We start from the raw sequence: 25,348 nt of genomic DNA on the forward strand, positions 1-25,348 counted from the left end.
CCTCAGAACCAGACTTCAGCCTGCACACCAAAATTCAGCGTATCGGTATCGCCGCTACGTGAATATCCCCCCGGACTCAGGGTGCCAGTGCTCCAGTCGTAATTTCTGTCCATCGCATCCGAGACGCCTTTATCCCATTTTGCGTAGGTGGCAAAGAAGCGCAGTTGCGGACGGCTCCAGAAACCTGAATCAAAGGTCAGGGTCGGCGCAATGGTCACCTTGGTCAGGCCACCTTTCCCTTTACCGTTTACGCCCATGTAGTTTTTATCATCCAGATATTCGTAGCCCACCTCATACTGCATGGCGAAGTTTTTGGTTATCTGATGATACGGACGGATACCCGCTACCCACATGGACCGTCCCCAGCCGTCATCGTCGTTGGTCCACCAGCGGTAGTTTTTGTCTTTCTGATAAAACGCAAAGGTCGATACTTCCACATCACCCAGGTTGGCCATGCTGTCCAGCACGACGCGCCAGGATTGCGTATCCTCAAGGTTTGCCCAGCCCCAGCCGTTTTTACCCAGCGAATCCGCGGCGGCCAGGCCTTTGCCATACTGGAAAGCGATGCGGGAGTATCCGTTAGTCAGGCCGTAGAAGCTGTCAAAGTTGTACAGCGCGGTCACGCCGTACCCCTTCTCAGCCGAGGTAGGATGGTTTTCATTGCGGTTCATGTGGTGGCCGATAAGTTCGACGTCGAGCCCGGTGCCGCCGATCTTTTTAAACCACAGGTTAAGCGAATAGTCGTCCGGATAGCCCTGATCCCCCAGATCTACCGGATAAGCTTTGGCTTCGTCGGTGGTCGAGAAGGCATACACACCCGCATCAAAGCGCGCAAAGCCTAAGTCCAGGTTATCGAACCCGCCCCCGGTTCCGTTGTACTGAATATACTCCCAGTCGAACTGGTGGCTGGAAAGGTTGGAGCTGCTGTAGCGTTTACCAGCCCAGAAGGTCATGTCCGGGGCAAAATCGAGATTCGTTAATTCAGCAAACCCTTCACGGAACTGGGTCTCTTTGCCGTCATCGTCAGTACAGTTCCAGTCGGCAGTACATTTGGTCTGGTGCGTCAGGTTGGCCTGAATACGTGCGACTGCACCTGAATCCGACTTCAGCGTCACCGTCGGGATCAGCTCAATTTTGGTATCTTCTTCGTTACCCAGACGCCATTTCCCGTCAGGCATCAGCCCCACCGAATCGACCCGGTTGCCATCGCTATTGGCAAGAATACCCGAGCGTAAATAGCCGTGGAGGGCGAAATCATATTTCTCATCGGCGCTGGCATAACCGCTGATGACAGTAAGAGCAATCAAGGACAGAGGTATTGATTTCATTAACGTTTGCATAGGTTCCCTTTGAATTTTTATTTTCACGGTTAAACGTGCAGGGGAAATGTAAGGATCAAATCTGGAAATGTACATCCACAAACGGAAAGCGCTTTCCATGTTTGCCGGATTGAATCACAAATTTAAGATCAAAGAGAAAATTTTTGTGAAGAATGTCACGAAATAATCTTCTGCCCATCAGGAACGGGCAGAAGCAGGGAGGCGGGGATTATTTTTCCAGCTGCATCAACTGGCGTTCATGAACCTTAAAGAAGGGGCGATAGAGCATCCATGCATTGAAAAAGGCGAACAGGCACATGCACATATTTTTCCAGCTGCCGTTCGCCGACCAGGCTGCGCCCAGCGGTGAAGGCATAGACCAGGGCAGCATGGCGACGGCTCTGTCGAGCACGCCAAGCTGGGTTAAATACCAGGCTATACAGGCATTTATCAGCGGTACAAACACAAAGGGCAGTAAAAAAACCGGGTTCATGATGACGGGGAAACCAAACAATATCGGCTCGTTAATGTTGAACAGCGACGGCAGAAGGCCAATTTTCCCGACGCTCTTCAACTGCCGGGATCGGCTTCGCATCGCCATAAAGACCAGCGGCAGCGTAGAGCCGATACCGCCAATCAGTAGATAAAAATCCCAGAATCCCTGCAGATAAATATGGGGCAGCACGGCTTCCCCGGCGGCCAGGGCCCGCTGGTTTTCAAACAGATAGGTGAGCCAGAACGGGTTCATGATGCCCGTAATGATCAGGGCGCCATGAATACCGACGAACCATAAAAGATTACACAGAAACAAGGAGATAAGCACCGCCGTAAGGGTATCGGATGCCACGATAAGCGGGCGTAACGCCTCGCCAATCAGCTGCGGCAAAATTTGTCCGGTCGTCTGCAGCATCACGGCATTCATTACGCTAATGGAGAGCATGATCACCAGCAGCGGCATCAGCAGCTGGAAACCATTTCGCGTCATCACCGGTACCTCCTCCGGCAGACGAATGCACCACCCTCTTTTGTAGAAAAACCTTATTATTTCAATAGAGTAAGCGCTTGAAATGAGCGCAGTAAAAAGTCCCATCCCGCCCAGAAAAATATTCGTTGCACCGTTATCCCGAAAGCCAATGAACAGCAAAAAGGAGAGGCAGCCGGTGAGTCCACACAGCCGTTCCGGCAGTTGATACTGCTTGGCCAGACTGGCGCTGGCACCAAACGCGACAATCAGCGCGACCAGTCCAAGCGTCAGCTCAAAGGTTGGCAACAGCATCGGACGCAGCAGCAGATAGACGTGTCCGAGGCGCGATGCACTTGAAATGGCGAACGGTGGAAACAGCAGTGGCACCATCAGGCTTCCCACAATCACAAAAGGCATGGCGAGGGAAAAGCCGTCCCGCATCGCGGTAATATGTTGATTTCTGGTGATTATATTGGCTGCTGGTGTGAGACGTTGCTCAATCAAATCCACAGCAACATTCATCAAATGAATGTTCATAACTCGACCTTAATAGTTCGTGAATAGCCGCGATGATCTCGCACATCCGGACAAAGTGAAAGATTCCCTCAGGTGATCGCGGTCACAATTACCTTATCCACCAATGGAAAGCGCTTTCCGTTTTGTTCCATGATGACTATATTCCAGCCATAAGTTCAAAGGAGACATTATGAAAAAAATCATGTTGTGTTGTTCTGCCGGGATGTCCACCAGCCTGCTGGTGAAAAAAATGGTCGACGAAGCGCAAAAGCGTGGCCTGGAAGCGGAGATCAAAGCGTTTGGCGTGGCCGAATTCGCCGAGCAGGTCGGTCACTATCAGGTGGTGCTGCTTGGACCGCAGGTGAAGTACATGCAAAGCGATCTTCAGAAACAAGCTGATAAATACGGGATCCGTGTTGAGCCTATCAACATGATGGATTACGGCATGCAAAAAGGGGGCGCCGTTCTCGATTTCGCCCTCTCCCTGATAGATAACAAATAACGAAGGGAAAACCCATGAGCTCTCTGTACGCGAAACTTATCCAGGTCATTGAACAGAAAATTACCCCGATGGCAGGCGCCGTCGGGCAGCAGAAGTATGTGACCTCGATTCGTGACGGCTTTATCACCGCCCTGCCGTTCATGATCGTCGGTTCCTTTATGCTGGTGTTTATTTTCCCGCCCTTCTCACCCGACACGTCCTGGGGTTTCGCCCGGGCATGGCTGCAATTCTCGTTGGATCACCGTGAAGCCCTGATGCTGCCGTTCAACTTCAGCATGGGGATCATGACGATCTTCATTTCAGTCGGGATCGCCGCGAGCCTGGCCAAACATCACGATCTGGATGCCCTTACCGCCGGCATGCTGTCGCTGATGGCATTTCTGCTGGTGGCTGCGCCGTTAAAAGACGGGCAGATTTCTACCGCCTATTTCTCCGGGCAAGGGATCTTCACGGCCATTCTGGTGGCTATCTACTCTACCGAGCTGTATGCCTTCCTGAAGCGTCACAATATTACCATCCGCCTGCCGCCAGAAGTGCCTACGGGCGTTGCGCGTTCGTTCGAAATTCTGATCCCGGTGCTGGCAATTGTTGTCACTCTGCACCCGCTCAACCTCTTCATTGAGGCTCAGCTCGGCATGATTATTCCGGAAGCGATTATGTCGCTGGTGAAACCGCTGGTTGCCGCCTCCGATACGCTGCCTGCCATTCTGCTCTCGGTGCTGGTGTGCCAGGTTCTGTGGTTTGCGGGCATCCACGGCGCGCTGATTGTCACCGGAATTATGAACCCGTTCTGGATGGCGAACTTGTCGGTTAACCAGGCAGCAATGGCTGCCGGTCAGGCGATCCCGCACATTTACGTTCAGGGATTCTGGGATCACTACCTGCTGATTGGCGGGGTCGGCTCTACGCTGCCGCTGGCGTTACTGCTGCTGCGCAGCAAAGCGGTGCATCTGCGTACCATTGGGCGTATGGGCGTGGTGCCGGGGATGTTTAATATCAACGAACCGATTTTATTCGGTGCCCCTATCATCATGAATCCGCTCTTTTTCCTGCCGTTCGTGCTGGTTCCGATGGTCAACGCCACCCTCGCCTACTTTGCCCTTGATTTCGACCTGGTCAGTCGCGTGGTCTCGATGACACCGTGGACAACGCCTGCCCCTATCGGCGCATCTTGGGCGGCCAACTGGAGCTTTAGCCCGGTGATCCTCTGCCTGCTGTGCATGGTTACCTCAGCGGCCATGTACTTCCCGTTCCTCAAAGCGTACGAGAAGCAGCTGCTGGAACAAGAGCATGAAAATGCAGTTGAACAATCTGAAGAAGCGGCACAGTCCGCCTGATAGTGAAAACACAGAGGTTACTGATGGAATTAGAAGAACAGGTCATGGGCATTATTATCAATGCCGGTCAGTCACGCAGTCTCTGCTACGAAGCGCTTGGCTTCGCAAAAAAAGGTGACTTTGCCTCAGCCGACGCGCGGATGAAAGAGGCGGCGCACTTCGCCCGTGAAGCGCATCTGGTGCAAACCCAACTGATCGAAGCTGACGAAGGGGAAGGCAAAACTAAAATGACGCTGGTGATGGTGCACGCTCAGGATCATTTGATGACCTCGATTCTGGCGAAAGAACTGGTGACGGAGCTGATCGAACTGTACCGCACTCGTCAGGCATAACCATTCAGGAGAGGCGCTGGCCTCTCCTTTTCGAGGAACGTATGCACTATCTTGGACTCGATATTGGCGGCACAAAAATGGAAGCCGTCCTGCTTTCGCCTCAGGGCGAAAGCCTTTGGCGTGAGCGTCGTCCGACGCAAAAAGAGAGTTATGACGCCTTTATGCACCATCTGCTGGCGTTTATCGGCGAAGCGCGCGCGGTAAGTGAAGTGCCATTCAGTATCGGTATTGGCCTGCCGGGGGCCATCGACCCACAAAGCGGGCTGATTAAAAACTGCAACTGCCTGGTACTCAACGGTCACGACCTGAAGCATGATTTAGCAAAGCAGCTCAATCAGCCCGTGTGGATAGCCAATGACGCGGACTGCTTCACGCTGTCTGAAGCGGTTGATGGCGCAGGCGCAGAAGCAGATACCGTCTTTGGCGTAATTGTCGGTACCGGATGCGGCGGTGGCGTGACGGTACATAAGCGTCTGCTTCAGGGGCCAAACGCCATCGCTGGCGAATGGGGACATAACCCGTTGCCTGGCTATGCCCCCGAGACGGATGGTCCGGCGCAGTCCTGCTATTGCGGGAAACATAACTGTATCGAAACCTTTATCTCTGGCACCGGCTTTGCCCGCCGTTATCCCAGCGAACTGAGCGCGCAGGCCATCATTGAAGCGGCGGCCCAGGTAGACCTGACCGCGCGGGCCCACTGGCGACACTTTATCGACGCCTTTGCCCGCAGTCTGGCCTCGGTGATCAATATTCTTGATCCGCAGGTTATTGTGTTGGGCGGTGGGTTATCAAATGTCAGCCAGCTGTACGACGAACTTCCGGCCGCCATCAGGCCCTACATCTTCTCGGAAAGCTGCCGTACCCGTATCGTCCCGGCCCGTTACGGCGACGCCAGTGGCGTGCGTGGCGCAGCGTGGCTACCGGGTTTGCACGCCGCGCAGACGTGAAACCGCCTGTGGGGGGCGCTAAGATTCTTAAGGTGGGTTATGTTAAGATAACCAAAACCCACCACGCAGAAAATGCTATGCCAACGATTGACGATGTATCACGATTAGCCAATGTCTCACGAGCAACCGTCTCACGCGTGTTGACGGGGACGCGCGGCGTGCGCGAAGAGAGCCGTGAAGCCGTGCTGCGCGCCGTAGAAGAGCTTAATTATCGCCCAAGCTTTGCCGCGCAAAACCTGGCAAGTCAGTCATCAAGCTACGTTGGTCTGGTTCTCTCTGCGAAGGATGAAAGCAGCGGAGCACGTTTGCTGCCTGCGCTCTCCCGCGCCATGAAAGCGTTGAATAAAACGCTCATCGTAGAGTACGTAAACGATCCTGTTGAGCAGGCTGTCACCGTTGATGATCTTCAGCGCCAGTGCGTTGCTGTCGTAGTCTTTGGGCCGGTTGCGGCCGGTAGCGCAGAGAATGTCATCTCCTTCGATCGTCCCGTGGTGGATGCGAAACCTCAGGGATATGACTTTGCCTTTGCGACGGAAAGCGCCTGTCGCTACATGACGGGTAAGGGCCATCGCAATATCGCACTGGTGATTGACAGCGAACACGATGACAACAGTAAAAAGATGGTGGAAGGCTATCGCAACGTCCTGCAAAACTACTCTTTGCCGTTTAATCGCCAGCTGGTGTTAACGGCGAATGAAGATGTTGAACAGGCGCTGCTGACGCTCATCAATAGCCTGAGCAAGTTTTCCGCCATTGTGGTTAAACGTGATGCCTATGCCGCTGAAGCGATGCGTCTGTTCCGGGAATTTGGCATTTCCGTTCCGCAGGAAGTATCGCTGCTGAGTCTGGAAGATTCGCCTCTGGCAACCCAGCTCTATCCACAGCTGACCTGTATCTCGTGGCCAATGGATCAGTTGCTCACTCAGTGCGTTGAGCGCATTAAAAGCCTGGTGGATGGCCGACCTGTTCGCACGTCAGAGCTCTCCCCCGTGATTGGTAAACTCACACCTCGCCAGTCGGTGATGGAAAAAAGCTAGCGGGTACGCAGCGATTGCCGGCTTAAGGGTGTGATAACACAATAAACGTTATCCCTGTTCTGGAGCGAGATGATGAAAATCTTTCTGTTCATAAGTGCCCTCACCCTTTTCCCGGCGCTCTCCTGCTATGCCATCGCCCAGGAAACGCCCCTGCCGCTGAAAGAGCAAATTCATACCGATGAAGGTACGTTATGCGTGTATGGCGATGCTTCGCGCAGTGAAAAGGTTGTGATGCAGGGCGGCAACGATTGCCCACAGAGTAAAGCGGTAAAACAGTCCTGATTGCAGATATGATGCTGTTTTTTTGGGGGGCGGAGCAAAATACCGTTCCTATTTAACTTTCTAAGTCATTTGACCGGCAAACATTTACATCTTCATTAATGAACCGGTCTTTTGCTCTTAACGTGAATATTACCCCCAATATACCGATCGCAGCTATACGGAAAAGGTACCAGTAATAATTAGCACCGGCATGAGGCTTGCATTTACGAAGGGAAATGTCCTTACAGTAGATATCAAGCGAGACTAATCGGATATTGATGTAGTAGAATTGGCTAACTCCCGATTAGCGCTGGAGATGGGGATGAAGGCAAAGTGGGTGCAGTTATTCACACGCAGGCTGGGTCAAATTTTCTTATCAACTCAACTGTAACTTGCTGACTAGCTCATGACCTTTCATCTGACGTGGAATAATATAATTTCTCCAAGAAAATAATATCAAGCATCGTATTATAGATCAAAAATAATCAGGCGGACCACCTACAAGACGGCCCGTATAATTATACTCCCACATCCCCCATCAAAGGAAACACTGAGATTCACCCATAAAAATAATCATAAAATGCATTGAAATTTTCATCTCCGATAAATGGAACAACCTTTACCTTTAACTCATCCATAAAATCTTTTTTTACTTCATCATTATCATCTGCTATATCAAAAATATCGTAATAACCATATACCAAATCAATGAACTCTGTTAGAGAAAGTAAAAAACCAGAGAGATTGTCAGCTATTTTAAACGGTTCAACTACGTCATAAGACGCATAAATAGAGGTATTACCTTCATCTACAACAGCAATTATAGGCTTACCACCACCTAAATCATCGCCAATTACAAGATAATTATCTGGTAAGTATTCATAACCACTTTGAGCTTTTGCAAGTTCGCTGACTGAATAAAATTTAATTGGCGTAAAACCTGTTTCTATTTTTAACTTCTCAGGATTATTTTTTCCATATAAATAATCCAACTCTGCCGAGCGAGGTAAGTTGGAGGGGAATACGTTGTCAATGTCATTAACGATATTGAAACTCCCGGACAGTGAATATTTATTGCAAATAGCAACAAATTTTTTTAATGACTCTTCAATTTCACTCATAATAACACCTCATATTTATCACATTCACTGATATTATTGACAGCTCTTTAAATTCTTACGGGTCAGGTTACGGTCTATCAATCGTCCTTTACCTGGAGTGTCATAACTTCCTCGGTGACCTTGCAAACCATGTAAATGTTCATCATAGCCGCTTGGATGATTAGCATTCTGGAGAAATACAATATTCCTTGGATCGCCTTGCCATTTTCCTCCTAAAACACCGTTCCCTTTCACACTATTGATATGATGGCCTGTATAGCCCATTTCGGACATAACCGACGATAATTGGCGATTATTTTTTGTACTTAGTATTACTTCGCGTTCAGCGGCCGTCCAGTCCCGGCTTCCTCCTCCAGCTGCAACCAGTTCTCTTTCTTCTCCCCATGCTCGGCTTATTGCTCTCGCCCGACTGCGCGCAAAGGGTAGTAGCAGAAGAGGTTATAGAGCAGCCGTTTCACCGTCAGCATACTGCCCAGCATAGCGAAACGGCTGATGCGGCATCACCGTGCGCTGAACAAGCTTTGTAGCCCTTGCAGTCTGATAGCGAACTTCGCCAAAACTGCAACACTGGCCGCTCCAGCGTACCTCGCCACGCGCATCGGTCACCTCCAGTTGCGCACCATTCAAATCGGTACTGAACCAGTAAATCTCACCGCTGCTCTGGTCACGAAGATGATCATCCCAGCCGGCGGGCTACAGGATTCATTCGGGTCATAAACATAAGTGCTGAACCCCTGGTTTCCTGCTCCTCCTGCAACAGGCGGTAGCCCCGCCACAGGAAGCGCGTTTCGGTGATGCCATGCGCCGTGGTGACGATTTTACGCGTACGGAGGCCCAGCTCAAGGTCTGGTAGATATACATGACCGGCATCCGGTTGTCCTGATCCCTGAATTTGTGCGGCAATGAATGGCCCGGTAAAGAGGCAGAAGAGATAGCTATTGACGGAGTGGTCGGGAATGTGAAGATTTAGTCATCGATCCTGATTTATATAAGGCTGCAGTAGATAACTCAAATTGTAATGAATGTTAGTTTTCGTTCTGTTGCGCGGCAAACGCCGTTCACCTTGCTGATTCATACCGGCAATTCCCTGCTGACGAGAATGGAGTACACTTCCCGGTTACACTCTGACGTCCACAGCTCACCGGCGATAATTTTTCTGGCAAAGGAGTAGGCACGTATTTAATGAAATATATATGAACAATAGATTTAAAAAATCTGGGAAATTAATATTTTTCGGCGCATTATCATTCATTAATTAAAATCAAAAAACACCCAATAAAATCCCCCCCATTGAGGCTTTAATTTGCCCTGTAGGAGTTTAATTAAACCATCTCCTATATTGATACACAAACCCTCTCCGTTGTTTGTTATAAAAACACCTGCTCTCACTTTGCACTCCATCCATAGGGGTATATTCTTTCGATATTTTTAATATTTAATGCGGTCTTTTAAGATCAAGTTGGCACGAGGAGTTTATAACAAACCAACTGATCTAATAAATTTATTGATTTCTGATATAAAAAGCAGAGCCGTTCTTGATGTGCAAATGAAATTGAGAAAAACCAGAAGAAATGTCGACTCATATAGAAAGAAAAGCATCACTATACCCTTGAATTATATCATAATACTACCAACATCGAGATTGATTCAATAACTTTATGTTCTCAGATAACATAATTTATCACCCATTTTTCTTTTCGAGAGGCTTTTTAATTCTGGTTACTCTCGCCTCTTCCAATATGCTTAACGATCTAGGTTAAAAAATTTCCGCTTATAAGATTAATAGAATGAGCATTGGATAAATAAGGATGCGGAGAATTTACTCTATAATAGGCCTGATGCGTATTTGAAGAAAGCTCAAATAAAGAGTTTAGCCCATTTTGTTTAGAAAGATGAAGATTAGCAGCTACGGCTGCCCCCCTTCACAGATCCCCGCCATAAACACTACTCCTCGTTGTTTTTATTCTCGTTATTTTGCCGCATGGATTCTATAAACTCTCGTTGCTCCTGTGTGAGTTCAAGATCATCCAGCAAGCGATCTAACTCTTCTTCAGGTGATTCTTTTTGGTTCTGTCTCTTCCCGATAGCCATGCTCACCCTTGAGTTAATAGGATTAATCTCAGGGTATCCAGGGTGCATAAAATGCGCAACTAACAGATTTTGGACAATAGAAGCCATAAAGCCCCGTTAGTGGTACAAGCAACAAGCGGAGCATAGCGACTTCATCAGATTGTCAGAAGGATCACACCTTATCAGGGTGCTCGTATATCTGTCGAAGCGCTGGAAGAGCCTGTATATCGGGCTTTAATGCGAGTGATTACTCTGTCGATGACATAACAATGCCAGGATAGGTTTTTTTCACGTTTTACTATCGCGGTGTGAGGATGCAACTGCCGCCAACGCTGAGTTATCCTGTCATCTCACCGTGTAACTTAGCGTGACAGTTACCAGGGGCGGATCATAATGGTAGAACCCATAGGCGACTAAAAATAGGTAACTTTTTAATTTGCTGATAGAGAAGGATTTAAAGGGCTTCTTAAGAAAGGGAGAGACTGGAGCGGGCGAAGGGAATCGAACCCTCGTATAGAGCTTGGGAAGCTCTCGTTCTACCATTGAACTACGCCCGCTTTGAGGTGCGTAAGGCATTATAGACCTTACGCCTCTTCATACAAGCCTCTTTGCAACTAAATGGCGATTATATAATCACTTAGCACTTTGGCTTACTGCCTGGCGCCGGAAGATAACGCTGCGGATCGATGGCTGTGGCGCGATAGCGGATCTGGAAGTGTAACTTCACCGAGTCCGTACCGGTACTGCCCATGGTGGCAATCTTCTGCCCAGCCTTCACATTCTGCCCGTTGTTCACCAGCATCGTATCGTTGTGGGCATAGGCAGTGATGTAATCTTCCCCATGCTTAATCATGATCAGGTTACCGTAACCGCGCAGCTGGTTGCCGACGTAGACCACCTTCCCTGCCCCTGATGCATAGACTGGCGTGCCGCGCGCAGCAGCGATATCAATGCCTTTATTGCCCCCCTCAGACAAGGAGTAAGGCAACACGACCTTGCCGCTGGCAGGCCAGACCCAGCAACGCTGGCCGACCGGAGGCCATGAAGACTGCGGCACCGCGTAAGACGGCGTCACTTTAGCTGTTTTGCCTTTAGAGGATTTCTTCGTTGAAGACGCGCCACCGTTAACCTTCAGTTTCTGCCCCACCTCGATGGTGTAGGGTGGAGAGATGTTATTCAGACGCGCCAGATCCTTCACGCTGGTCCCCGTTGCGCGCGAAATCCGATACAGCGTATCCCCGCGCTTAACGGTATAAACCGCACCGGAATAGCTGCCCATATCCGACGACTTGCTTCCTGAACAGCCTGCCAGTAATAGCGTCAGCGTCAGACAAAAAACGGCGGTAATGGGATTTCTCGTCAGGCTTCCTGCAAACAAAACAGATCCTCGGTCAGAGTGAATGGCGCACTATGATACCAGCCCAGACTGATATGGGTCAGCCCTTTTCCGCTCTTGAGAGCAAACGGCGCATGGAGGAATGCAGTATAATGCAGCTGCTGATGGTGCAGAGCCATCCGCATCGTTGGCACTGGAGCATCAATGAGTATTCAAGAACACGTTATTTTGGTAAATGACCAGGGAATGGTGATTGGCACTCAGGAAAAGTACGCCGCGCACACCGCCCACACCCCGCTGCACCTGGCTTTCTCATCGTGGCTTTTTAACGCCAGAGGTGAGTGTCTGGTTACCCGACGCGCCTTAAGCAAAAAAGCCTGGCCAGGGGTCTGGACCAACTCCGTTTGCGGACATCCTCAGTCCGGTGAAAAGACGGAACAGGCTATCATCCGCCGTTGCCGCTTTGAGGTTGGCGCGGAGATCACCAATATTACCCCCATAGCCGCTGAATTCCGTTACCGTGAAGCCGATCCTTCGGGGATCGTGGAGAATGAGATTTGCCCGGTATTCGCAGCACGCGTCACCAGCGAACTGCATATTAATCACGATGAAGTGATGGAGTATGAATGGGTCGAGCTGGAAGCGTTGTTTCGCGCACTGGACGCTGCCCCCTGGAGCTTTAGCCCGTGGATGGTGCAAGAAGCGACGGTCGCCCGCGACGCGCTCAGGGCCTTCGCGGCGCAATAAAAAAGCCCCTTTCGGGGCTTTTTTTACTGTCTTAACGGCTTACTTCACCGGGCGCATCGCCGGGAACAGGATCACATCACGGATGGTGTGGCTGTTAGTGAACAGCATAACCATACGGTCGATACCAATCCCCAGACCTGCGGTTGGTGGCAGACCGTGCTCCAGCGCAGTCACATAGTCTTCGTCGAAGAACATCGCTTCGTCATCGCCCGCCGCTTTCGCGTTAACCTGATCCTGGAAGCGCTGAGCCTGATCTTCTGCATCGTTCAGCTCGCTAAAGCCGTTGCCGATTTCGCGGCCACCGATGAAGAACTCAAAGCGGTCAGTGATTTCCGGGTTCACATCATTACGACGTGCCAGCGGAGAAACTTCTGCCGGGTATTCGGTGATGAAGGTCGGCTGAATCAGGTGCGCTTCGGCCACTTCTTCGAAGATCTCGGTCACGATACGGCCCAGACCCCAGCTCTTCTCAACTTTGATACCGATGCTTTCCGCGATCGCTTTCGCAGAGTCGAAGTTATCCAGATCGGCCATGTTGGTTTCTGGACGGTATTTCATGATCGCTTCGCGCATGGTCAGTTTTTCGAACGGCTTGCCGAAGTCGAAGACTTCTTCACCGTAAGGCACTTTAGTGGTGCCCAGAATGTCCTGCGCCAGGGTACGGAACAGTGATTCGGTCAGCTCGATCAGATCTTTATAATCCGCATACGCCATATAGAGTTCCATCATGGTGAACTCTGGGTTATGACGCACGGAGATGCCTTCGTTACGGAAGTTACGGTTGATTTCGAACACGCGGTCAAAACCACCGACGACCAGACGTTTCAGGTACAGTTCCGGCGCGATACGCAGGTACATGTCCAGATCGAGGGCGTTGTGATGGGTGATGAACGGACGTGCAGACGCGCCGCCCGGGATCACCTGCATCATTGGGGTTTCCACTTCCATAAAGTCGCGGTTAACCATGAACTGGCGGATACCGGCCATGATCTGAGAGCGAATCTTGAAGGTCTTACGGGATTCATCGTTGGAGATGAGATCCAGGTAACGCTGACGGTAGCGCGCTTCCTGATCCTGCAGGCCATGGAATTTGTCCGGCAACGGGCGCAGGGCTTTGGTCAGCAGACGCAGTTCGGTGCAGTGGATAGACAGCTCACCGGTCTTGGTTTTGAACAGCTTACCTTTCGCCCCCAGGATATCGCCCAGGTCCCACTTCTTGAACTGCTCGTTGTAGATGCCTTCCGGCAGGTCGTCACGGGAGACGTACAGCTGAATACGGCCGCCAACGTCCTGCAGCGTCACGAAGGAGGCTTTACCCATGATACGACGGGTCATCATGCGGCCAGCAACGGCCACTTCGATGTTCAGCGCTTCCAGCTCTTCGTTCTCTTTACCGTCGAAGTCAGCGTGCAGTTGGTCTGAGGTATGGTCACGACGAAAATCGTTCGGGAACGGCACGCCCTGCTCGCGCAGTGCTGCCAGCTTCTCGCGGCGGGTTTTCAGTTCGTTATTAAGATCGACTACCGCGTCAGCGCCCTGTGCTTGTTGTTCAGACATGTTGGTTCCTCATAACCCTGCTTTCAAACTTGCTTCGATAAATTGGTCCAGGCTGCCGTCCAGCACCGCCTGCGTGTTACGGGTTTCAACCCCGGTACGCAGGTCTTTGATGCGGGAGTCATCAAGGACGTAAGAACGGATCTGGCTGCCCCAACCGATGTCAGATTTGTTATCTTCCATCGCCTGTTTCTCAGCATTTTTCTTCTGCATCTCCAGTTCATAAAGCTTCGCTTTCATCTGCTTCATGGCCTGGTCTTTGTTCTTATGCTGGGAACGGTCGTTCTGGCATTGCGTCACCAGCCCGGTTGGAATGTGGGTGATACGCACCGCAGATTCCGTACGGTTAACGTGCTGACCACCCGCGCCGGATGCGCGGTAAACGTCGATACGCAGATCCGCCGGGTTGATGTCGATATCGATATCTTCGTCAACTTCCGGATAGACAAATGCGGAGCTGAAGGAGGTGTGACGACGGCCGCCGGAGTCGAACGGGCTCTTACGCACCAGGCGGTGAACCCCCGTCTCGGTACGCAGCCAGCCGTAGGCGTAATCGCCAATAATCTTGATGGTGACAGATTTAATACCGGCCACTTCACCTTCAGACTCTTCGATGATTTCGGTTTTGAAGCCGCGGGCTTCCGCCCAGCGCAGATACATGCGCATCAGCATGCTGGCCCAGTCCTGGGCTTCGGTACCGCCAGAACCTGCCTGAATATCGAGATAGCAGTCAGCGTTATCGTATTCACCGGAGAACATGCGACGGAATTCAAGCTGTGCAAGCTTCTCTTCGAGCACGTCGAGTTCAGCCACGGCTTCGTTAAAGGTTTCTTCGTCGTCAGCTTCGACGGCCAGCTCCAGTAAACCGGAAACATCTTCCAGCCCCTGAGCCATTTGATCCAGCGTATCTACGATAGCTTCGAGAGAGGAACGCTCTTTACCCAGCGCCTGCGCGCGTTCAGGTTCGTTCCAGACGTCCGGCTGTTCCAGCTCGGCGTTTACTTCTTCAAGACGCTCTTTCTTGGCATCGTAGTCAAAGATACCCCCTAAGAACGTCAGAGCGCTCCGTGAGGTCCTGAATACGGTTTTTTACCGGATTAATTTCAAACATGGTCTGTTTTCTTTTATGGACTTGTCAAAATGCGGTGATAAGAGCGGGATTGTACCGAATCCACGCCCTTTTTTATAGAGATTACTGCCGCTAAATTGGCCAGATATTGTCGATGATGATCTGAAGGGTGCGGTTACCGCGGAACTCGTTTATATCCAGTTTGTATGCCAGCTCAACTTCGCGCACGCCGTTGTCCGGCCAGACAGCAGTATCGACGTTAAAGGCAATACCGTCCAGCAGCGGGCCACCGCCTACAGGCTCGACCATCACTTTCAGATGGCGCTCACCAACAATGCGCTGTTGCAGCAGACGGAAGCGGCCATCGAACAAGGGTTCCGGGAACATCTGCCCCCACGGCCCTGCATCCCGGAGCATCTGTGCCACTTCCATCGTCATCTCAACCGGCGTGAGTTCGCCGTCGGAAACCACTTCGCCCTGCAGCAGGGCCGGGTCAATCCAGTCGGTGACCAGCTCGCCGAACAGACGCTGGAACTCGTCGAACTTCGCCTCTTCCAGCGACAAACCTGCCGCCATGGCATGACCGCCGAACTTGAGCATCAGACCCGGGTAGAGGGTATCCAGACGCTCCAGCGCATCGCGCATGTGCAGCCCCTGAATCGAACGCCCGGAGCCTTTGAGGGTGCCATCACCAGCCGGTGCAAACGCAATGACCGGACGGTGGAAACGCTCTTTAATACGCGAAGCCAGAATGCCCACCACGCCCTGATGCCACTCAGGGTGATACATCGCCAGGCCGCCCGGCAGCGTATCGCCGCTGCGTTCCAGTTTTTCGCACAGGGTCAGCGCTTCAACCTGCATTCCCTGTTCAATCTCTTTACGGGTCTGGTTCAGGGCGTCCAGCTCATTAGCCAGCACGCGCGCTTCACCAATGTTGTCGCACAGCAGCAACGCGACGCCAACGGACATGTCGTCCAGTCTGCCGGCCGCGTTCAGGCGAGGCCCCAGAGCGAAGCCCAGATCGCTTGCCGCCAGCTTGAGCGGATCGCGGTTAGCAATCTCAAGCAGCGCTTTGATACCGGGACGGCATTTGCCCGCCCGGATGCGGCTTAAGCCCTGCCAGGTCAGAATACGGTTATTGGTATCGAGCGGCACCACGTCTGCGACGGTCCCCAGTGCGACCAGGTCGAGATACTCGGCCAGGTTCGGCACGGCAATACCGCGGGCGTCGAACCAGCCCTTATCACGCAGCAGCGTGCGTAACGCCAGCATCAGATAAAATGCCACGCCGACGCCTGCGAGTGATTTCGACGGGAAATCGCAGTCGCGCAGGTTCGGGTTGATGATCGCTTCCGCGGCAGGCAGCGTTTCACCCGGCAGGTGGTGATCGGTAACCAGCACCGGGATCCCCAGCTGATGCGCATGATCGACGCCCGCATGGGAAGAGATCCCGTTATCTACGGTCAGGATCAGCTGTGCGCCGCGGGCATGGGCCTGATCGACCACTTCCGGGCTGAGGCCGTAACCATCTTCAAACCGGTTCGGCACCAGATATGTCACGTTGGCGCAGCCCAGCGCGCGCAGGCTCAGCACGCTCAGCGCGGTACTGGTTGCGCCATCAGCATCAAAATCCCCCACCACCACAATGCGCGTACCTTCACACAGCGCGTTGTAGAGTATTTCTGTGGCTTTTTCGATGCCGTTTAACTGCTGCCATGGCAACATCCCTTTAACGCTGCGCTCAAGGTCGGCGGCGGTACGCACGCCACGGCTGGCGTATAGCCGCTTTAGCAGCGGCGGGAGGTCGTCAGGCAAATCAGCATGTTCAACCGCCTCGCGGCGGCGCAGTTTTATTGGGGCTTTCACGCGAATTATTTACCACCAAACTGTTTCTGGTGCGCGTCGAGGAACTCTTTCATCTCTTTAGGTCCCTGATAACCCGGAACAACATAGCCATTGCTCAGGACAATCGCTGGCGTACCGTTCACCCCAAACTGCACACCCAGCGCGTAGTGGTTAGCGATATCAATGTCGCAGGATGCAGGCTGCACGCCTTTGCCATTCATCGCGTCATCAAAGGCTTTGTTGCGGTCTTTCGCACACCAGATAGCTTTCATATCCTGCTCTGGCTTGCTCTCAACGCCCGCGCGCGGGAAGGCCAGATAACGCACGGTGATCCCCAGCGCGTTGTAATCTTTCATCTCTTCATGCAGCTTATGGCAGTAGCCACAGGTGATGTCGGTGAAGACGGTAATGACGTGTTTTTCCTGCGCCGCTTTATAAACGATCATCTCTTTTTCGAGCGCGTTCAGGTTTTTCATCAGCAGCTGGTTGGTTACGTTGACCGGCTGTGCACCGCTCACGTCGTACATTGGCCCCTGAATAATGTGTTTTCCGTCTTCGGTCACGTACAGCACGCCGCTGTTCGTCAGAACCGTTTTCATGCCGGCAACCGGTGCAGACTGGATATCACTGCTGGTGACGCCTAGCTTCGCCAGAGACTGTTTGATAGCGGCGTCATCCGCATGGGCAAAACCGGTAAATGAGGCTGCCAGCAGGGTGAACAGCGCGAAAGACTTTTTCATATAAGATCCTAATTCGTCGGCACTCACGCTCGTGGGTGGTGCTGTTGATGTAGCTGCCGCAGCCGTTCCGTCGCGACATGGGTATAAATTTGGGTCGTGGAAAGATCGCTGTGTCCCAGCAGCATCTGCACCACGCGCAGATCGGCGCCGTGGTTCAGCAGATGCGTCGCAAAGGCATGACGCAAAACGTGTGGCGAAAGCTTTTCACTGTCGATACCCGCCAGTGTGGCGTAATGTTTGATGCGATGCCAGAACGTTTGCCGCGTCATCTGTTGTGCGCGCTGGCTGGGAAACAAGACGTCGATTGAAGCGCCATTAAGCAACCATGGACGACCGTGCTCCAGATACGTTTCCAGCCAGTACACCGCCTCTTCACCCAGCGGCACCAGCCTTTCCTTGTTTCCTTTACCGATTACGCGAACCACGCCCTGACGAAGGCTAATGTCGCTCATCGTCAGGCCGACCAGTTCAGAAACACGCAAACCGGTAGCATACAATAGCTCAAGCATGGCTTTATCGCGTAACTCCAGCGGCAGGTCAACTGCGGGTGACTGTAATAATCTCTCAACTTGTTCTTCGCTGAGATCTTTCGGCAGCCGCTGCGGGAGTTTCGGGGAGGCCAGGAGCGCGCTGGGATCGTCTTCGCGAATTTTTTCACGGTTGAGGTGCTGGAACAGCCGACGCATTGCGCTGAGCAAACGTGCGGAACTGGTGGCCTTGTAGCCCCCTTCCATCCGCTCGCCCAGCAGCGCCTGCAGGTCGTCGCTTTGGGCGTTCGCCAGCGACAGCCCACGGTGCGCCAGCCACTCCACCAGCATGGTGAGATCGCGCCGGTAGGCACTGAGCGTATTCTCGGCCAGGTTCTTCTCCAGCCACAGTGCATCGAGAAACTGTTCGATGAGTGCGAGATCCTTTTCCACATCAGCCCCTTTGATTCTGCAGTCAGGCCATTATGCCTGATTGCGATCGGTTTCTGGTACACTACGCGCAAAGTCAAAGCAAGAATTGAGATAGTCACGCGATGAATATTGGTCTGTTCTATGGTTCCAGCACCTGCTACACCGAAATGGCGGCAGAGAAAATTCGGGACATCATTGGCCCGGAACTGGTGACGTTGCATAACCTGAAAGATGACGCGCTTACGCTGATGGAGCAGTACGACGTGCTGATCCTCGGCATCCCGACCTGGGATTTCGGCGAAATACAGGAAGACTGGGAAGCCATCTGGGACCAGCTTGATACGCTTAACCTCGACGGCAAAATCATTGCCATGTACGGCATGGGAGATCAGCTGGGTTACGGTGAGTGGTTCCTGGACGCACTCGGCATGCTGCACGACAAACTGGCACCGAAGGGCGTCACGTTTATCGGTTACTGGCCAACCGAAGGGTACGAGTTCACCAGTAAGAAACCGATTATTGCCGATGGGCAGCTGTTTGTCGGGCTGGCACTGGATGAAACCAACCAGTACGATCTCAGCGATGAGCGCCTGCAAAGCTGGTGTGAGCAGATTCTGGGCGAAATGGCAGAACAGTTCAGCTAACGCGAATTACTCCTGCGTCAGCTGCTGTAATAACATCCGACGCAGGTCCCGCCACTCAGCGCTATCCATACTGTCCGCGGCCAGCCACAGATGCTGGCGACGCCCGCTGTCCACGCTACGTAGCCGCAGCATCATGCCGGAAGCGATCATCCAGGGCATACCGAGAATTTCCCACTCTTTTCCCTGCCAGCGCAGGCGGGAATCCATCAGTAATTTGATCTCCCCCTGACGGGCATGAATGCGGCGCTGGCTGCGCACGCTGTCAAACACCACAAACGACAGCAACAGCAGCCACAGAGGCGTATAGCTAAGCGGCCACGGCATCAGTAACACAAAGGCCGCGACCAGGCCGTGGAGCAACAACGACATCCACTGCGAGCGCCACGAGACGCGAAGGTCAGATTGCCACAGGACCACGTTCCTGATTCCGTGTTTGAATTAATTGCACCATCCGTTGCAACTCGGTGTCGGCGGGTTTGCCGTGATTCATCAGCCAGTTAAATAAATCAGGATCGTCAGACTCAAGCAGGCGAACAAACAGACGCTTATCATCATCGCTTAAGCTGTCATACTCATATTCGAAGAAAGGCATGATGGAAATATCAAGTTCACGCATGCCGCGACGGCACGCCCAGTGAATACGGGCCTTGTTGTTAATATCCATGTTCTGTTTCCTGCATTACGTTTGGCACAGTCGGCACCCCGTCCAGTGTTCTTGATTTCTCTGCGGGGACACCAGCTAGTGTAACGTGTTTTTGACCGTTTCTTTACTGGAATATTGCGAACCACGAGCGCGCTTCCACAATAAACCCTATAAAGACAGCGGATTACACTATTTTGCGTGGCACTACGCATAACCGGGTTATGGCACAAATGGCCTGTTGAAAGCGCTTGCAATGCCAGCAGGCTCTTTTACCATTAGGCATTATCAAAGCGTTAAGCAATTCAGGATATCGTTATGGCCTTTACACCATTTTCTCCTCGCCAGCCCGCCGCCTCTGCGCGTCTGCCGCTGACGCTTATTACTCTTGATGACTGGGCGCTGGCGACACTCACCGGTGCAGACAGCGAAAAATACCTGCAGGGCCAGGTAACCGCCGACGTCAGCCAGATGGACGAACACCAGCATCTGCTGGTCGCACACTGCGATCCAAAAGGGAAGATGTGGAGCAACCTGCGCCTGTTCCGTCGCCAGGAGGGTTTTGCCTTTATTGAGCGCCGCAGCCTGCGGGACGCGCAGCTCACCGAGCTGAAAAAATACGCGGTCTTCTCAAAAGTCACTATCGCCGCGGATGATGAACACGTTCTGCTGGGCGTGGCAGGCTTCCAGGCCCGTGCGGCGCTGAAAAATCTGTTCAGTGAGCTCCCGGATGCCCAGAAACAGGTCGTCAGCGAAGGCGCAACGTCTATCCTGTGGTTTGAACACCCGGCGGAACGCTTTCTGTTAGTCACGGATACCGCGACCGCCGAACGCGTCACCGAGGCGCTGCGTGGTGAAGCCCAGTTTAATAACAGCCAACAGTGGCTGGCGCTGAACATTGAAGCTGGTCTGCCGGTGATTGACGCCGCAAACAGCGGGCAGTTCATTCCTCAGGCCACCAACCTGCAGGCGCTGGGTGGCATTAGCTTTAAGAAAGGGTGCTATACCGGCCAGGAGATGGTGGCACGCGCCAAATTCCGCGGAGCCAACAAACGCGCACTGTGGACCCTGGCGGGCCACGCCAGCCGCGTGCCTGACGCTGGTGAAGATTTAGAGCTGAAGATGGGCGAGAACTGGCGCCGTACCGGCACGGTGTTAGCCGCAGTTCAACTGGATGATGGCCGCCTTCTGGTTCAGGCCGTCATGAACAACGATATGGAAGCCGACAGCGTGTTCCGCGTGCGTGACGATGCCAATACGCTGAGCATTGAGCCACTGCCGTATTCGCTGGAAGAGTAAGGCGTCATTGCCCGGCGACGAGATAAAAAACGGTAACCTGACGGTTACCGTTTTTTTTGCTTACTCTCACGAAGAGAGGGCGGGGGCAAGAAGATCAACGTTCTGAAATTAAACCTGCCCCACATAGAGATAAATCGCTAAAAAGTGGCACACGCTACCGCCCAGCACAAACCCATGCCAGATAGCATGATTGTACGGGATACGCTTGCAGACATAGAAAATGACGCCCAGCGAGTAGACGATGCCCCCAACGGCCAGAAGCGTCACGCCCCCTACCGCCAGCTTGATCGCCAGTTGATAAACCACAATCAGCGAAAGCCAGCCCATCGTGAGATAGGTCACCAGCGACAGCACCTTAAACCGGTGGGCAATGGTCAGCTTAAACAGGATCCCCAGCAGCGCCAGGCTCCAGATAACAATCATCAGGCCACGCGACAGCGGCGAGTTAAGACCCACCAGCAGGAAAGGCGTGTAGGTACCTGCAATAAGAAGATAGATAGCGCAGTGGTCGAATTTCTTGAGCCAGATCTTGGCCCGTTGATGCGGGATAGCGTGGTACAGCGTCGACGCCAGGAACAGCAGGATCATACTCCCGCCATACAGACTGTAGCTGGTAATGGCCATTGCGCTGGCATTCGTATCCACCGCCTGCACCAGCAATAACACTAAACCGACAATCCCAAAAACCAGGCCAATACCGTGGCTAATACTGTTGGCTATTTCCTCAGCCAGCGAATATCCCTGTGCAATTAATGGTCTGCTCACCATACAAAACTCCGGGAAAACTAACGATGAATATTCATCACCTGTCTATGCTAACTGAGAATGATTCCAGTGAACACCTGTTAGCTAAAATAATTTCACAAACATAATTTTTATCTATAAATCATGAACATAAACAAATTATTCACCTAACATTTGTTCACATTAAAATTTAATCATTAAGAATCAAGGGCATAAAATTGGATCCTGCCGACTTGCTGCATGTTATGATGAATAAATGATGTCTGAATGAGAGTTTCGCCATTGTGAGTATGTTCACCCACGCAGCCATTGCCAGTCTCAATAATCTGGAAATGATGGTCTACAACTATGTCATTAAAAATCGTGACAAAGTCATGTACATGACCATCCGCGAGCTGGCGGATGCGGCTGGCGTCTCAACGACCACTATCCTGCGCTTTTGCCGCAAACTCAACTGCGAAGGCTACTCTGAATTCCGCGTGCGCTTTAAGCTCTATTTAGAGCAGAACGAACCTCAGCAGGCAAATTTTGGTGCCAGTGAAATTATTAGCTTCTTTAAAGGCGTTAATAACGAAGAGTTCGATGCTTTATTAGATGAGGCGGTCGATATTATTTTATCTTCCGAACGTATTATATTTGTCGGTGCGGGCACGTCTGGCTCGCTGGCAAAATATGGCGCACGCTTCTTTTCGAATATCGGTAAATTCAGCAACCACATCGACGATCCTTATTTCCCGGTCACCAATGATATGGCTAAAAACGCGCTGGCGATTGTGCTGTCGGTATCCGGTGAAACTGAAGAGATCCTGCGCTTTGCCAGCCAGTTTAGCCTGCATCGCTGCAAAGTGCTCTCCATAACCAGCCACGAGCACTCGCGCCTGGCAAAGCTCGCGGACTTTAACCTCTCCTGGCATGTCCCTCAGACGCGGATAGGCGGCGTGTACGATATCACCACACAAATACCCGTCATCTATATTCTCGAATCGCTTGGCCGGAAACTGGCGAAGAAACTGACAGAATAAAACACCCTGTTTTTTCGATGTGACAAATTACATTTTCAACGAATTGTTATATCGTGACATTTAATTCCGCTTTGCTAGACTCGAACGCAATATGTCATTTACTGAGAATAGCAGCGATGAAAAAACTTACCCTACCAAAAGACTTTTTATGGGGCGGCGCAGTGGCCGCTCACCAGGTTGAAGGCGGCTGGAACAAAGGCGGTAAAGGGCCGAGTATCTGCGATGTCTTAACGGGCGGTGCGCACGGCGTGCCGCGCGAAATCACGCAGGAAGTCGTGCCGGGGAAATACTATCCTAACCACGAAGCTATCGACTTCCATGGCCATTACAAAGAAGACATCAAGCTGTTTGCTGAGATGGGCTTCAAATGTTTCCGCACCTCTATCGCCTGGACGCGTATCTTCCCGAAAGGGGATGAAACACAGCCGAATGAAGAAGGGCTGAAGTTCTACGACGACATGTTCGATGAGCTGCTGAAATACAATATTGAACCGGTCATTACCCTCTCCCACTTCGAAATGCCGCTCCACCTGGTGCAGGAGTACGGCGGCTGGACCAACCGTAAAGTGGTGGATTTCTTTGTGCGCTTCGCGGAAGTGGTGTTTGAGCGCTACAAAAATAAGGTCAAATACTGGATGACCTTTAACGAGATCAACAACCAGCGTAACTGGCGTGCGCCGCTGTTTGGCTACTGCTGCTCAGGCGTGGTTTATACCGAGCATGACAATCCGGAAGAGACCATGTACCAGGTGCTGCACCACCAGTTCGTTGCCAGCGCGCTGGCGGTGAAAGCGGCGCGTCGCATTAACCCGGAAATGAAAGTCGGCTGTATGCTGGCAATGGTGGCGCTCTATCCGTTCTCCTGTAAACCAGAGGACGTGATGTTTGCACAGGAATCCATGCGTGAACGCTATGTCTTTACCGATGTCCAGCTGCGCGGTTACTACCCATCCTATGTGCTTAATGAATGGGAACGCCGTGGCTTCACCATCCATATGGAAGCGGGTGACGAGGAGATCCTGCGTGAAGGCACCTGTGACTATCTGGGCTTCAGCTATTACATGACCAACGCCGTGAAAGCGGAAGGCGGTACTGGCGATGCTATCTCAGGCTTTGAAGGCAGCGTACCGAACCCGCATGTGAAAGCCTCTGACTGGGGCTGGCAGATTGACCCGGTGGGTCTGCGCTATTCCCTGTGCGAATTGTACGAGCGTTATCAGAAACCGCTGTTTATCGTGGAAAACGGCTTTGGCGCCTACGACAAAGTAGAAGAAGACGGCAGCATCAATGATGACTACCGCATCGACTACCTGCGTGCGCACGTGGAAGAGATGATGAAAGCCGTCACGTATGATGGTGTGGATCTGATGGGTTATACCCCGTGGGGCTGCATCGACTGCGTGTCGTTCACTACCGGCCAGTACAGCAAGCGCTACGGTTTTATCTATGTGAACAAGCACGACGACGGTACCGGCGATATGTCACGCTCGCGGAAAAAGAGCTTTAACTGGTACAAAGACGTGATTGCCAGCAACGGCGAGACGCTTTAACGCTTTTCTCCTCTCCCCGACGGGGAGAGGAGATGTTTATTTCCCACCCGCCAGTTCAATAAAACTTCCCGTCACATACGAGGCTTTCTCGCTCAGCAGCCAGACAATCGCCTGCGCCACCTCTTCCGGCTGACCGCCACGCTGCATAGGCAGCATGGATTTGACCCTATCCACCCGGCCCGGCTCACCGCCAGAAGCATGAATCTCGGTGTAAATCAGCCCGGGACGCACGCAGTTTACGCGGATCCCTTGCGCTGCCACTTCCAGCGATAATCCCGTCGTCAACGAATCGACAGCACCTTTGGACGCGGCGTAATCCACATATTCACCCGGAGCACCGAGGCGCGATGCCGCGGATGACACGTTCACGATCGCGCCGCCTTTGCCACCATGTATGAACGACATGCGTTTTACCGCTTCGCGGCAGCAGAGGAAATAACCGGTCACGTTCGTGGCTAACACGCGGTTGATCCGTTCAGCGGAGAGGTGTTCAATCGTGGATTGTTCAAACAGGATCCCGGCGTTGTTCACCAGTGCGGTAAGCGGTCCGGCTTCACGATCGATACTGTCGAACATTGCCAGCACCTGAGCTTCATCACTGATATCTGCACGCACGGCAAAAGCGGTGCCCCCCGCGTCGGTAATCATCGTGATCACATCCGTCGCGGCTTTAATGTTGTGTTGATAGTTCACCGCCACGGTGTAGCCTTCGCGCGCCAGCTGCAGCGCGGTGGCTTTACCAATACCGCGGCTGGCGCCGGTGACCAGTGCAATTGCCATCTATGTCTCCTTATAAAAAAAGCCGGGTAGCGTTAACGCTGACCCGGCCTGTAACACGTTATAACCGCGGAAC

General features: G+C 52.3%; 27 protein-coding genes, 1 tRNA gene and 1 pseudogene. 12 read left to right on the forward strand and 17 right to left on the reverse strand.

What is annotated here, in order from left to right; genetic code table 11:
- Positions 1–2: 2 nt before the first annotated feature.
- Both HV242_RS19095 and HV242_RS19100 read right to left on the reverse strand, forming a co-directional pair.
- Positions 3–1,340 (reverse strand): maltoporin, encoded by a 1,338-nt coding sequence (locus HV242_RS19095; protein WP_025203318.1) that lies wholly within the window; start codon positions 1,338–1,340, stop codon positions 3–5.
- A 208-nt stretch (positions 1,341–1,548) separates the two neighbouring features.
- Positions 1,549–2,820: a PTS sugar transporter subunit IIC gene (locus tag HV242_RS19100; RefSeq protein WP_020883745.1), complete on the reverse strand. Its 1,272-nt coding sequence runs from the start codon at positions 2,818–2,820 to the stop codon at positions 1,549–1,551.
- A 169-nt stretch (positions 2,821–2,989) separates the two neighbouring features.
- Here HV242_RS19100 and HV242_RS19105 point away from each other — a divergent pair, with 169 nt between their 5' ends.
- The 6 genes from HV242_RS19105 to HV242_RS19130 all read left to right on the forward strand — a co-directional run bounded on the left by HV242_RS19105 (position 2,990) and on the right by HV242_RS19130 (position 7,236).
- Entirely contained in the window at positions 2,990–3,301 is a 312-nt protein-coding gene (locus HV242_RS19105; RefSeq protein ID WP_014171497.1) for a PTS sugar transporter subunit IIB, read from the forward strand.
- 14 nt (positions 3,302–3,315) lie between these two features.
- Positions 3,316–4,638, forward strand: coding sequence for a PTS sugar transporter subunit IIC (locus HV242_RS19110; RefSeq protein WP_014171498.1), 1,323 nt, complete (start codon positions 3,316–3,318; stop codon positions 4,636–4,638).
- 23 nt (positions 4,639–4,661) lie between these two features.
- On the forward strand, positions 4,662–4,970 hold the full coding sequence (locus HV242_RS19115) for a PTS lactose/cellobiose transporter subunit IIA (RefSeq protein ID WP_020883743.1): 309 nt from the start codon (positions 4,662–4,664) through the stop codon (positions 4,968–4,970).
- 41 nt (positions 4,971–5,011) lie between these two features.
- Complete coding sequence (locus tag HV242_RS19120; RefSeq protein ID WP_063858426.1) at positions 5,012–5,917, forward strand: ROK family protein; 906 nt, start codon at positions 5,012–5,014, stop codon at positions 5,915–5,917.
- A gap of 77 nt (positions 5,918–5,994) precedes the next feature.
- Positions 5,995–6,954 carry a LacI family DNA-binding transcriptional regulator gene (locus HV242_RS19125; protein WP_025203317.1) on the forward strand — a complete coding sequence of 320 codons (960 nt, stop codon included), beginning with the start codon at positions 5,995–5,997 and terminating at the stop codon, positions 6,952–6,954.
- A 69-nt stretch (positions 6,955–7,023) separates the two neighbouring features.
- Positions 7,024–7,236, forward strand: coding sequence for a hypothetical protein (locus tag HV242_RS19130; RefSeq protein WP_080471935.1), 213 nt, complete (start codon positions 7,024–7,026; stop codon positions 7,234–7,236).
- A 536-nt stretch (positions 7,237–7,772) separates the two neighbouring features.
- Here HV242_RS19130 and HV242_RS19135 read toward each other — a convergent pair.
- From HV242_RS19135 to HV242_RS24565, 3 genes are read right to left on the reverse strand one after another with little or no spacing between them, the layout of a single operon-like run.
- The gene (locus HV242_RS19135) at positions 7,773–8,336 is read right to left on the reverse strand and encodes a hypothetical protein (protein WP_063858428.1); all 564 of its coding nucleotides are present in this window, start codon (positions 8,334–8,336) and stop codon (positions 7,773–7,775) included.
- Positions 8,337–8,369: 33 nt separating this feature from the next.
- Positions 8,370–8,768, reverse strand: coding sequence for a hypothetical protein (locus tag HV242_RS19140; RefSeq protein WP_133164442.1), 399 nt, complete (start codon positions 8,766–8,768; stop codon positions 8,370–8,372).
- Positions 8,769–8,774: 6 nt separating this feature from the next.
- Positions 8,775–8,942, reverse strand: a complete 168-nt coding sequence (locus HV242_RS24565; RefSeq protein WP_249039596.1) for a hypothetical protein — start codon at positions 8,940–8,942, stop codon at positions 8,775–8,777.
- A 234-nt stretch (positions 8,943–9,176) separates the two neighbouring features.
- Here HV242_RS24565 and HV242_RS24570 point away from each other — a divergent pair.
- Positions 9,177–9,288, forward strand: a pseudogene (locus tag HV242_RS24570) (SOS response-associated peptidase); the annotation flags it as partial.
- Between the two features lie 992 nt (positions 9,289–10,280).
- On the opposite strand, the gene HV242_RS19150 reads toward HV242_RS24570, so the two are convergent.
- From HV242_RS19150 to actS, 3 genes are all read right to left on the reverse strand, one after another.
- Positions 10,281–10,514 carry a hypothetical protein gene (locus tag HV242_RS19150; RefSeq protein ID WP_050737261.1) on the reverse strand — a complete coding sequence of 78 codons (234 nt, stop codon included), beginning with the start codon at positions 10,512–10,514 and terminating at the stop codon, positions 10,281–10,283.
- A gap of 375 nt (positions 10,515–10,889) precedes the next feature.
- A tRNA-Gly gene (locus tag HV242_RS19155) sits at positions 10,890–10,963 on the reverse strand.
- 80 nt (positions 10,964–11,043) lie between these two features.
- Complete coding sequence (gene actS, locus HV242_RS19160; RefSeq protein ID WP_014171504.1) at positions 11,044–11,784, reverse strand: amidase activator ActS; 741 nt, start codon at positions 11,782–11,784, stop codon at positions 11,044–11,046.
- Between the two features lie 162 nt (positions 11,785–11,946).
- Between actS and idi the strand changes: the two genes are divergently transcribed.
- On the forward strand, positions 11,947–12,489 hold the full coding sequence (gene idi / locus HV242_RS19165; RefSeq protein ID WP_050737266.1) for an isopentenyl-diphosphate Delta-isomerase: 543 nt from the start codon (positions 11,947–11,949) through the stop codon (positions 12,487–12,489).
- Positions 12,490–12,528: 39 nt separating this feature from the next.
- Here idi and lysS read toward each other — a convergent pair whose 3' ends face one another.
- The 5 genes from lysS to xerD form a co-directional block, all read right to left on the reverse strand.
- Positions 12,529–14,046 carry a lysine--tRNA ligase gene (gene lysS / locus HV242_RS19170; RefSeq protein WP_044866096.1) on the reverse strand — a complete coding sequence of 506 codons (1,518 nt, stop codon included), beginning with the start codon at positions 14,044–14,046 and terminating at the stop codon, positions 12,529–12,531.
- Between the two features lie 9 nt (positions 14,047–14,055).
- Positions 14,056–15,154 (reverse strand): peptide chain release factor 2 gene (prfB, locus tag HV242_RS19175; protein ID WP_104440355.1). Its coding sequence is split into 2 segments (ribosomal slippage): positions 14,056–15,078 and positions 15,080–15,154, totalling 1,098 coding nucleotides; the frame shifts between segments, so codons are not numbered across the junction.
- Between the two features lie 90 nt (positions 15,155–15,244).
- Positions 15,245–16,978: a single-stranded-DNA-specific exonuclease RecJ gene (gene recJ, locus HV242_RS19180; RefSeq protein WP_050737267.1), complete on the reverse strand. Its 1,734-nt coding sequence runs from the start codon at positions 16,976–16,978 to the stop codon at positions 15,245–15,247.
- A gap of 5 nt (positions 16,979–16,983) precedes the next feature.
- Positions 16,984–17,697 (reverse strand): bifunctional protein-disulfide isomerase/oxidoreductase DsbC, encoded by a 714-nt coding sequence (gene dsbC, locus HV242_RS19185; RefSeq protein WP_020883731.1) that lies wholly within the window; start codon positions 17,695–17,697, stop codon positions 16,984–16,986.
- Between the two features lie 23 nt (positions 17,698–17,720).
- Positions 17,721–18,617, reverse strand: a complete 897-nt coding sequence (xerD, locus tag HV242_RS19190) for a site-specific tyrosine recombinase XerD (RefSeq protein ID WP_050737268.1) — start codon at positions 18,615–18,617, stop codon at positions 17,721–17,723.
- Positions 18,618–18,718: 101 nt separating this feature from the next.
- Between xerD and fldB the strand changes: the two genes are divergently transcribed.
- Positions 18,719–19,240, forward strand: coding sequence for a flavodoxin FldB (fldB, locus tag HV242_RS19195; protein WP_014171513.1), 522 nt, complete (start codon positions 18,719–18,721; stop codon positions 19,238–19,240).
- Positions 19,241–19,246: 6 nt separating this feature from the next.
- Here fldB and HV242_RS19200 read toward each other — a convergent pair whose 3' ends face one another.
- Entirely contained in the window at positions 19,247–19,657 is a 411-nt protein-coding gene (locus HV242_RS19200; protein WP_014171514.1) for a protein YgfX, read from the reverse strand.
- Entirely contained in the window at positions 19,638–19,904 is a 267-nt protein-coding gene (gene sdhE / locus HV242_RS19205; RefSeq protein WP_003863437.1) for an FAD assembly factor SdhE, read from the reverse strand. The genes HV242_RS19200 and sdhE overlap by 20 nt, the downstream gene beginning before the upstream one ends.
- Positions 19,905–20,198: 294 nt before the next feature.
- On the opposite strand from sdhE, the gene ygfZ reads away from it, so the two are divergent.
- A complete protein-coding gene (gene ygfZ, locus HV242_RS19210) occupies positions 20,199–21,179 on the forward strand; it encodes a tRNA-modifying protein YgfZ (protein ID WP_020883730.1) in 981 nt (326 codons plus the stop codon).
- A gap of 108 nt (positions 21,180–21,287) precedes the next feature.
- On the opposite strand, the gene trhA is transcribed toward ygfZ, so the two are convergent.
- Entirely contained in the window at positions 21,288–21,947 is a 660-nt protein-coding gene (trhA, locus tag HV242_RS19215; RefSeq protein WP_014171517.1) for a PAQR family membrane homeostasis protein TrhA, read from the reverse strand.
- Between the two features lie 266 nt (positions 21,948–22,213).
- Between trhA and HV242_RS19220 the strand changes: the two genes are divergently transcribed.
- Positions 22,214–22,945, forward strand: a complete 732-nt coding sequence (locus HV242_RS19220) for a MurR/RpiR family transcriptional regulator (protein ID WP_040018863.1) — start codon at positions 22,214–22,216, stop codon at positions 22,943–22,945.
- 116 nt (positions 22,946–23,061) lie between these two features.
- Positions 23,062–24,495 (forward strand): 6-phospho-beta-glucosidase BglA, encoded by a 1,434-nt coding sequence (gene bglA / locus HV242_RS19225; protein ID WP_020883728.1) that lies wholly within the window; start codon positions 23,062–23,064, stop codon positions 24,493–24,495.
- Positions 24,496–24,531: 36 nt separating this feature from the next.
- On the opposite strand, the gene HV242_RS19230 is transcribed toward bglA, so the two are convergent.
- The gene (locus HV242_RS19230; protein WP_063858429.1) at positions 24,532–25,275 is read right to left on the reverse strand and encodes an SDR family oxidoreductase; all 744 of its coding nucleotides are present in this window, start codon (positions 25,273–25,275) and stop codon (positions 24,532–24,534) included.
- Between the last annotated feature and the right edge of the window lie 73 nt (positions 25,276–25,348).

This window comes from Enterobacter sp. RHBSTW-00593, from assembly GCF_013784105.1.
GTDB classification, from domain to species: domain Bacteria; phylum Pseudomonadota; class Gammaproteobacteria; order Enterobacterales; family Enterobacteriaceae; genus Enterobacter; species Enterobacter ludwigii.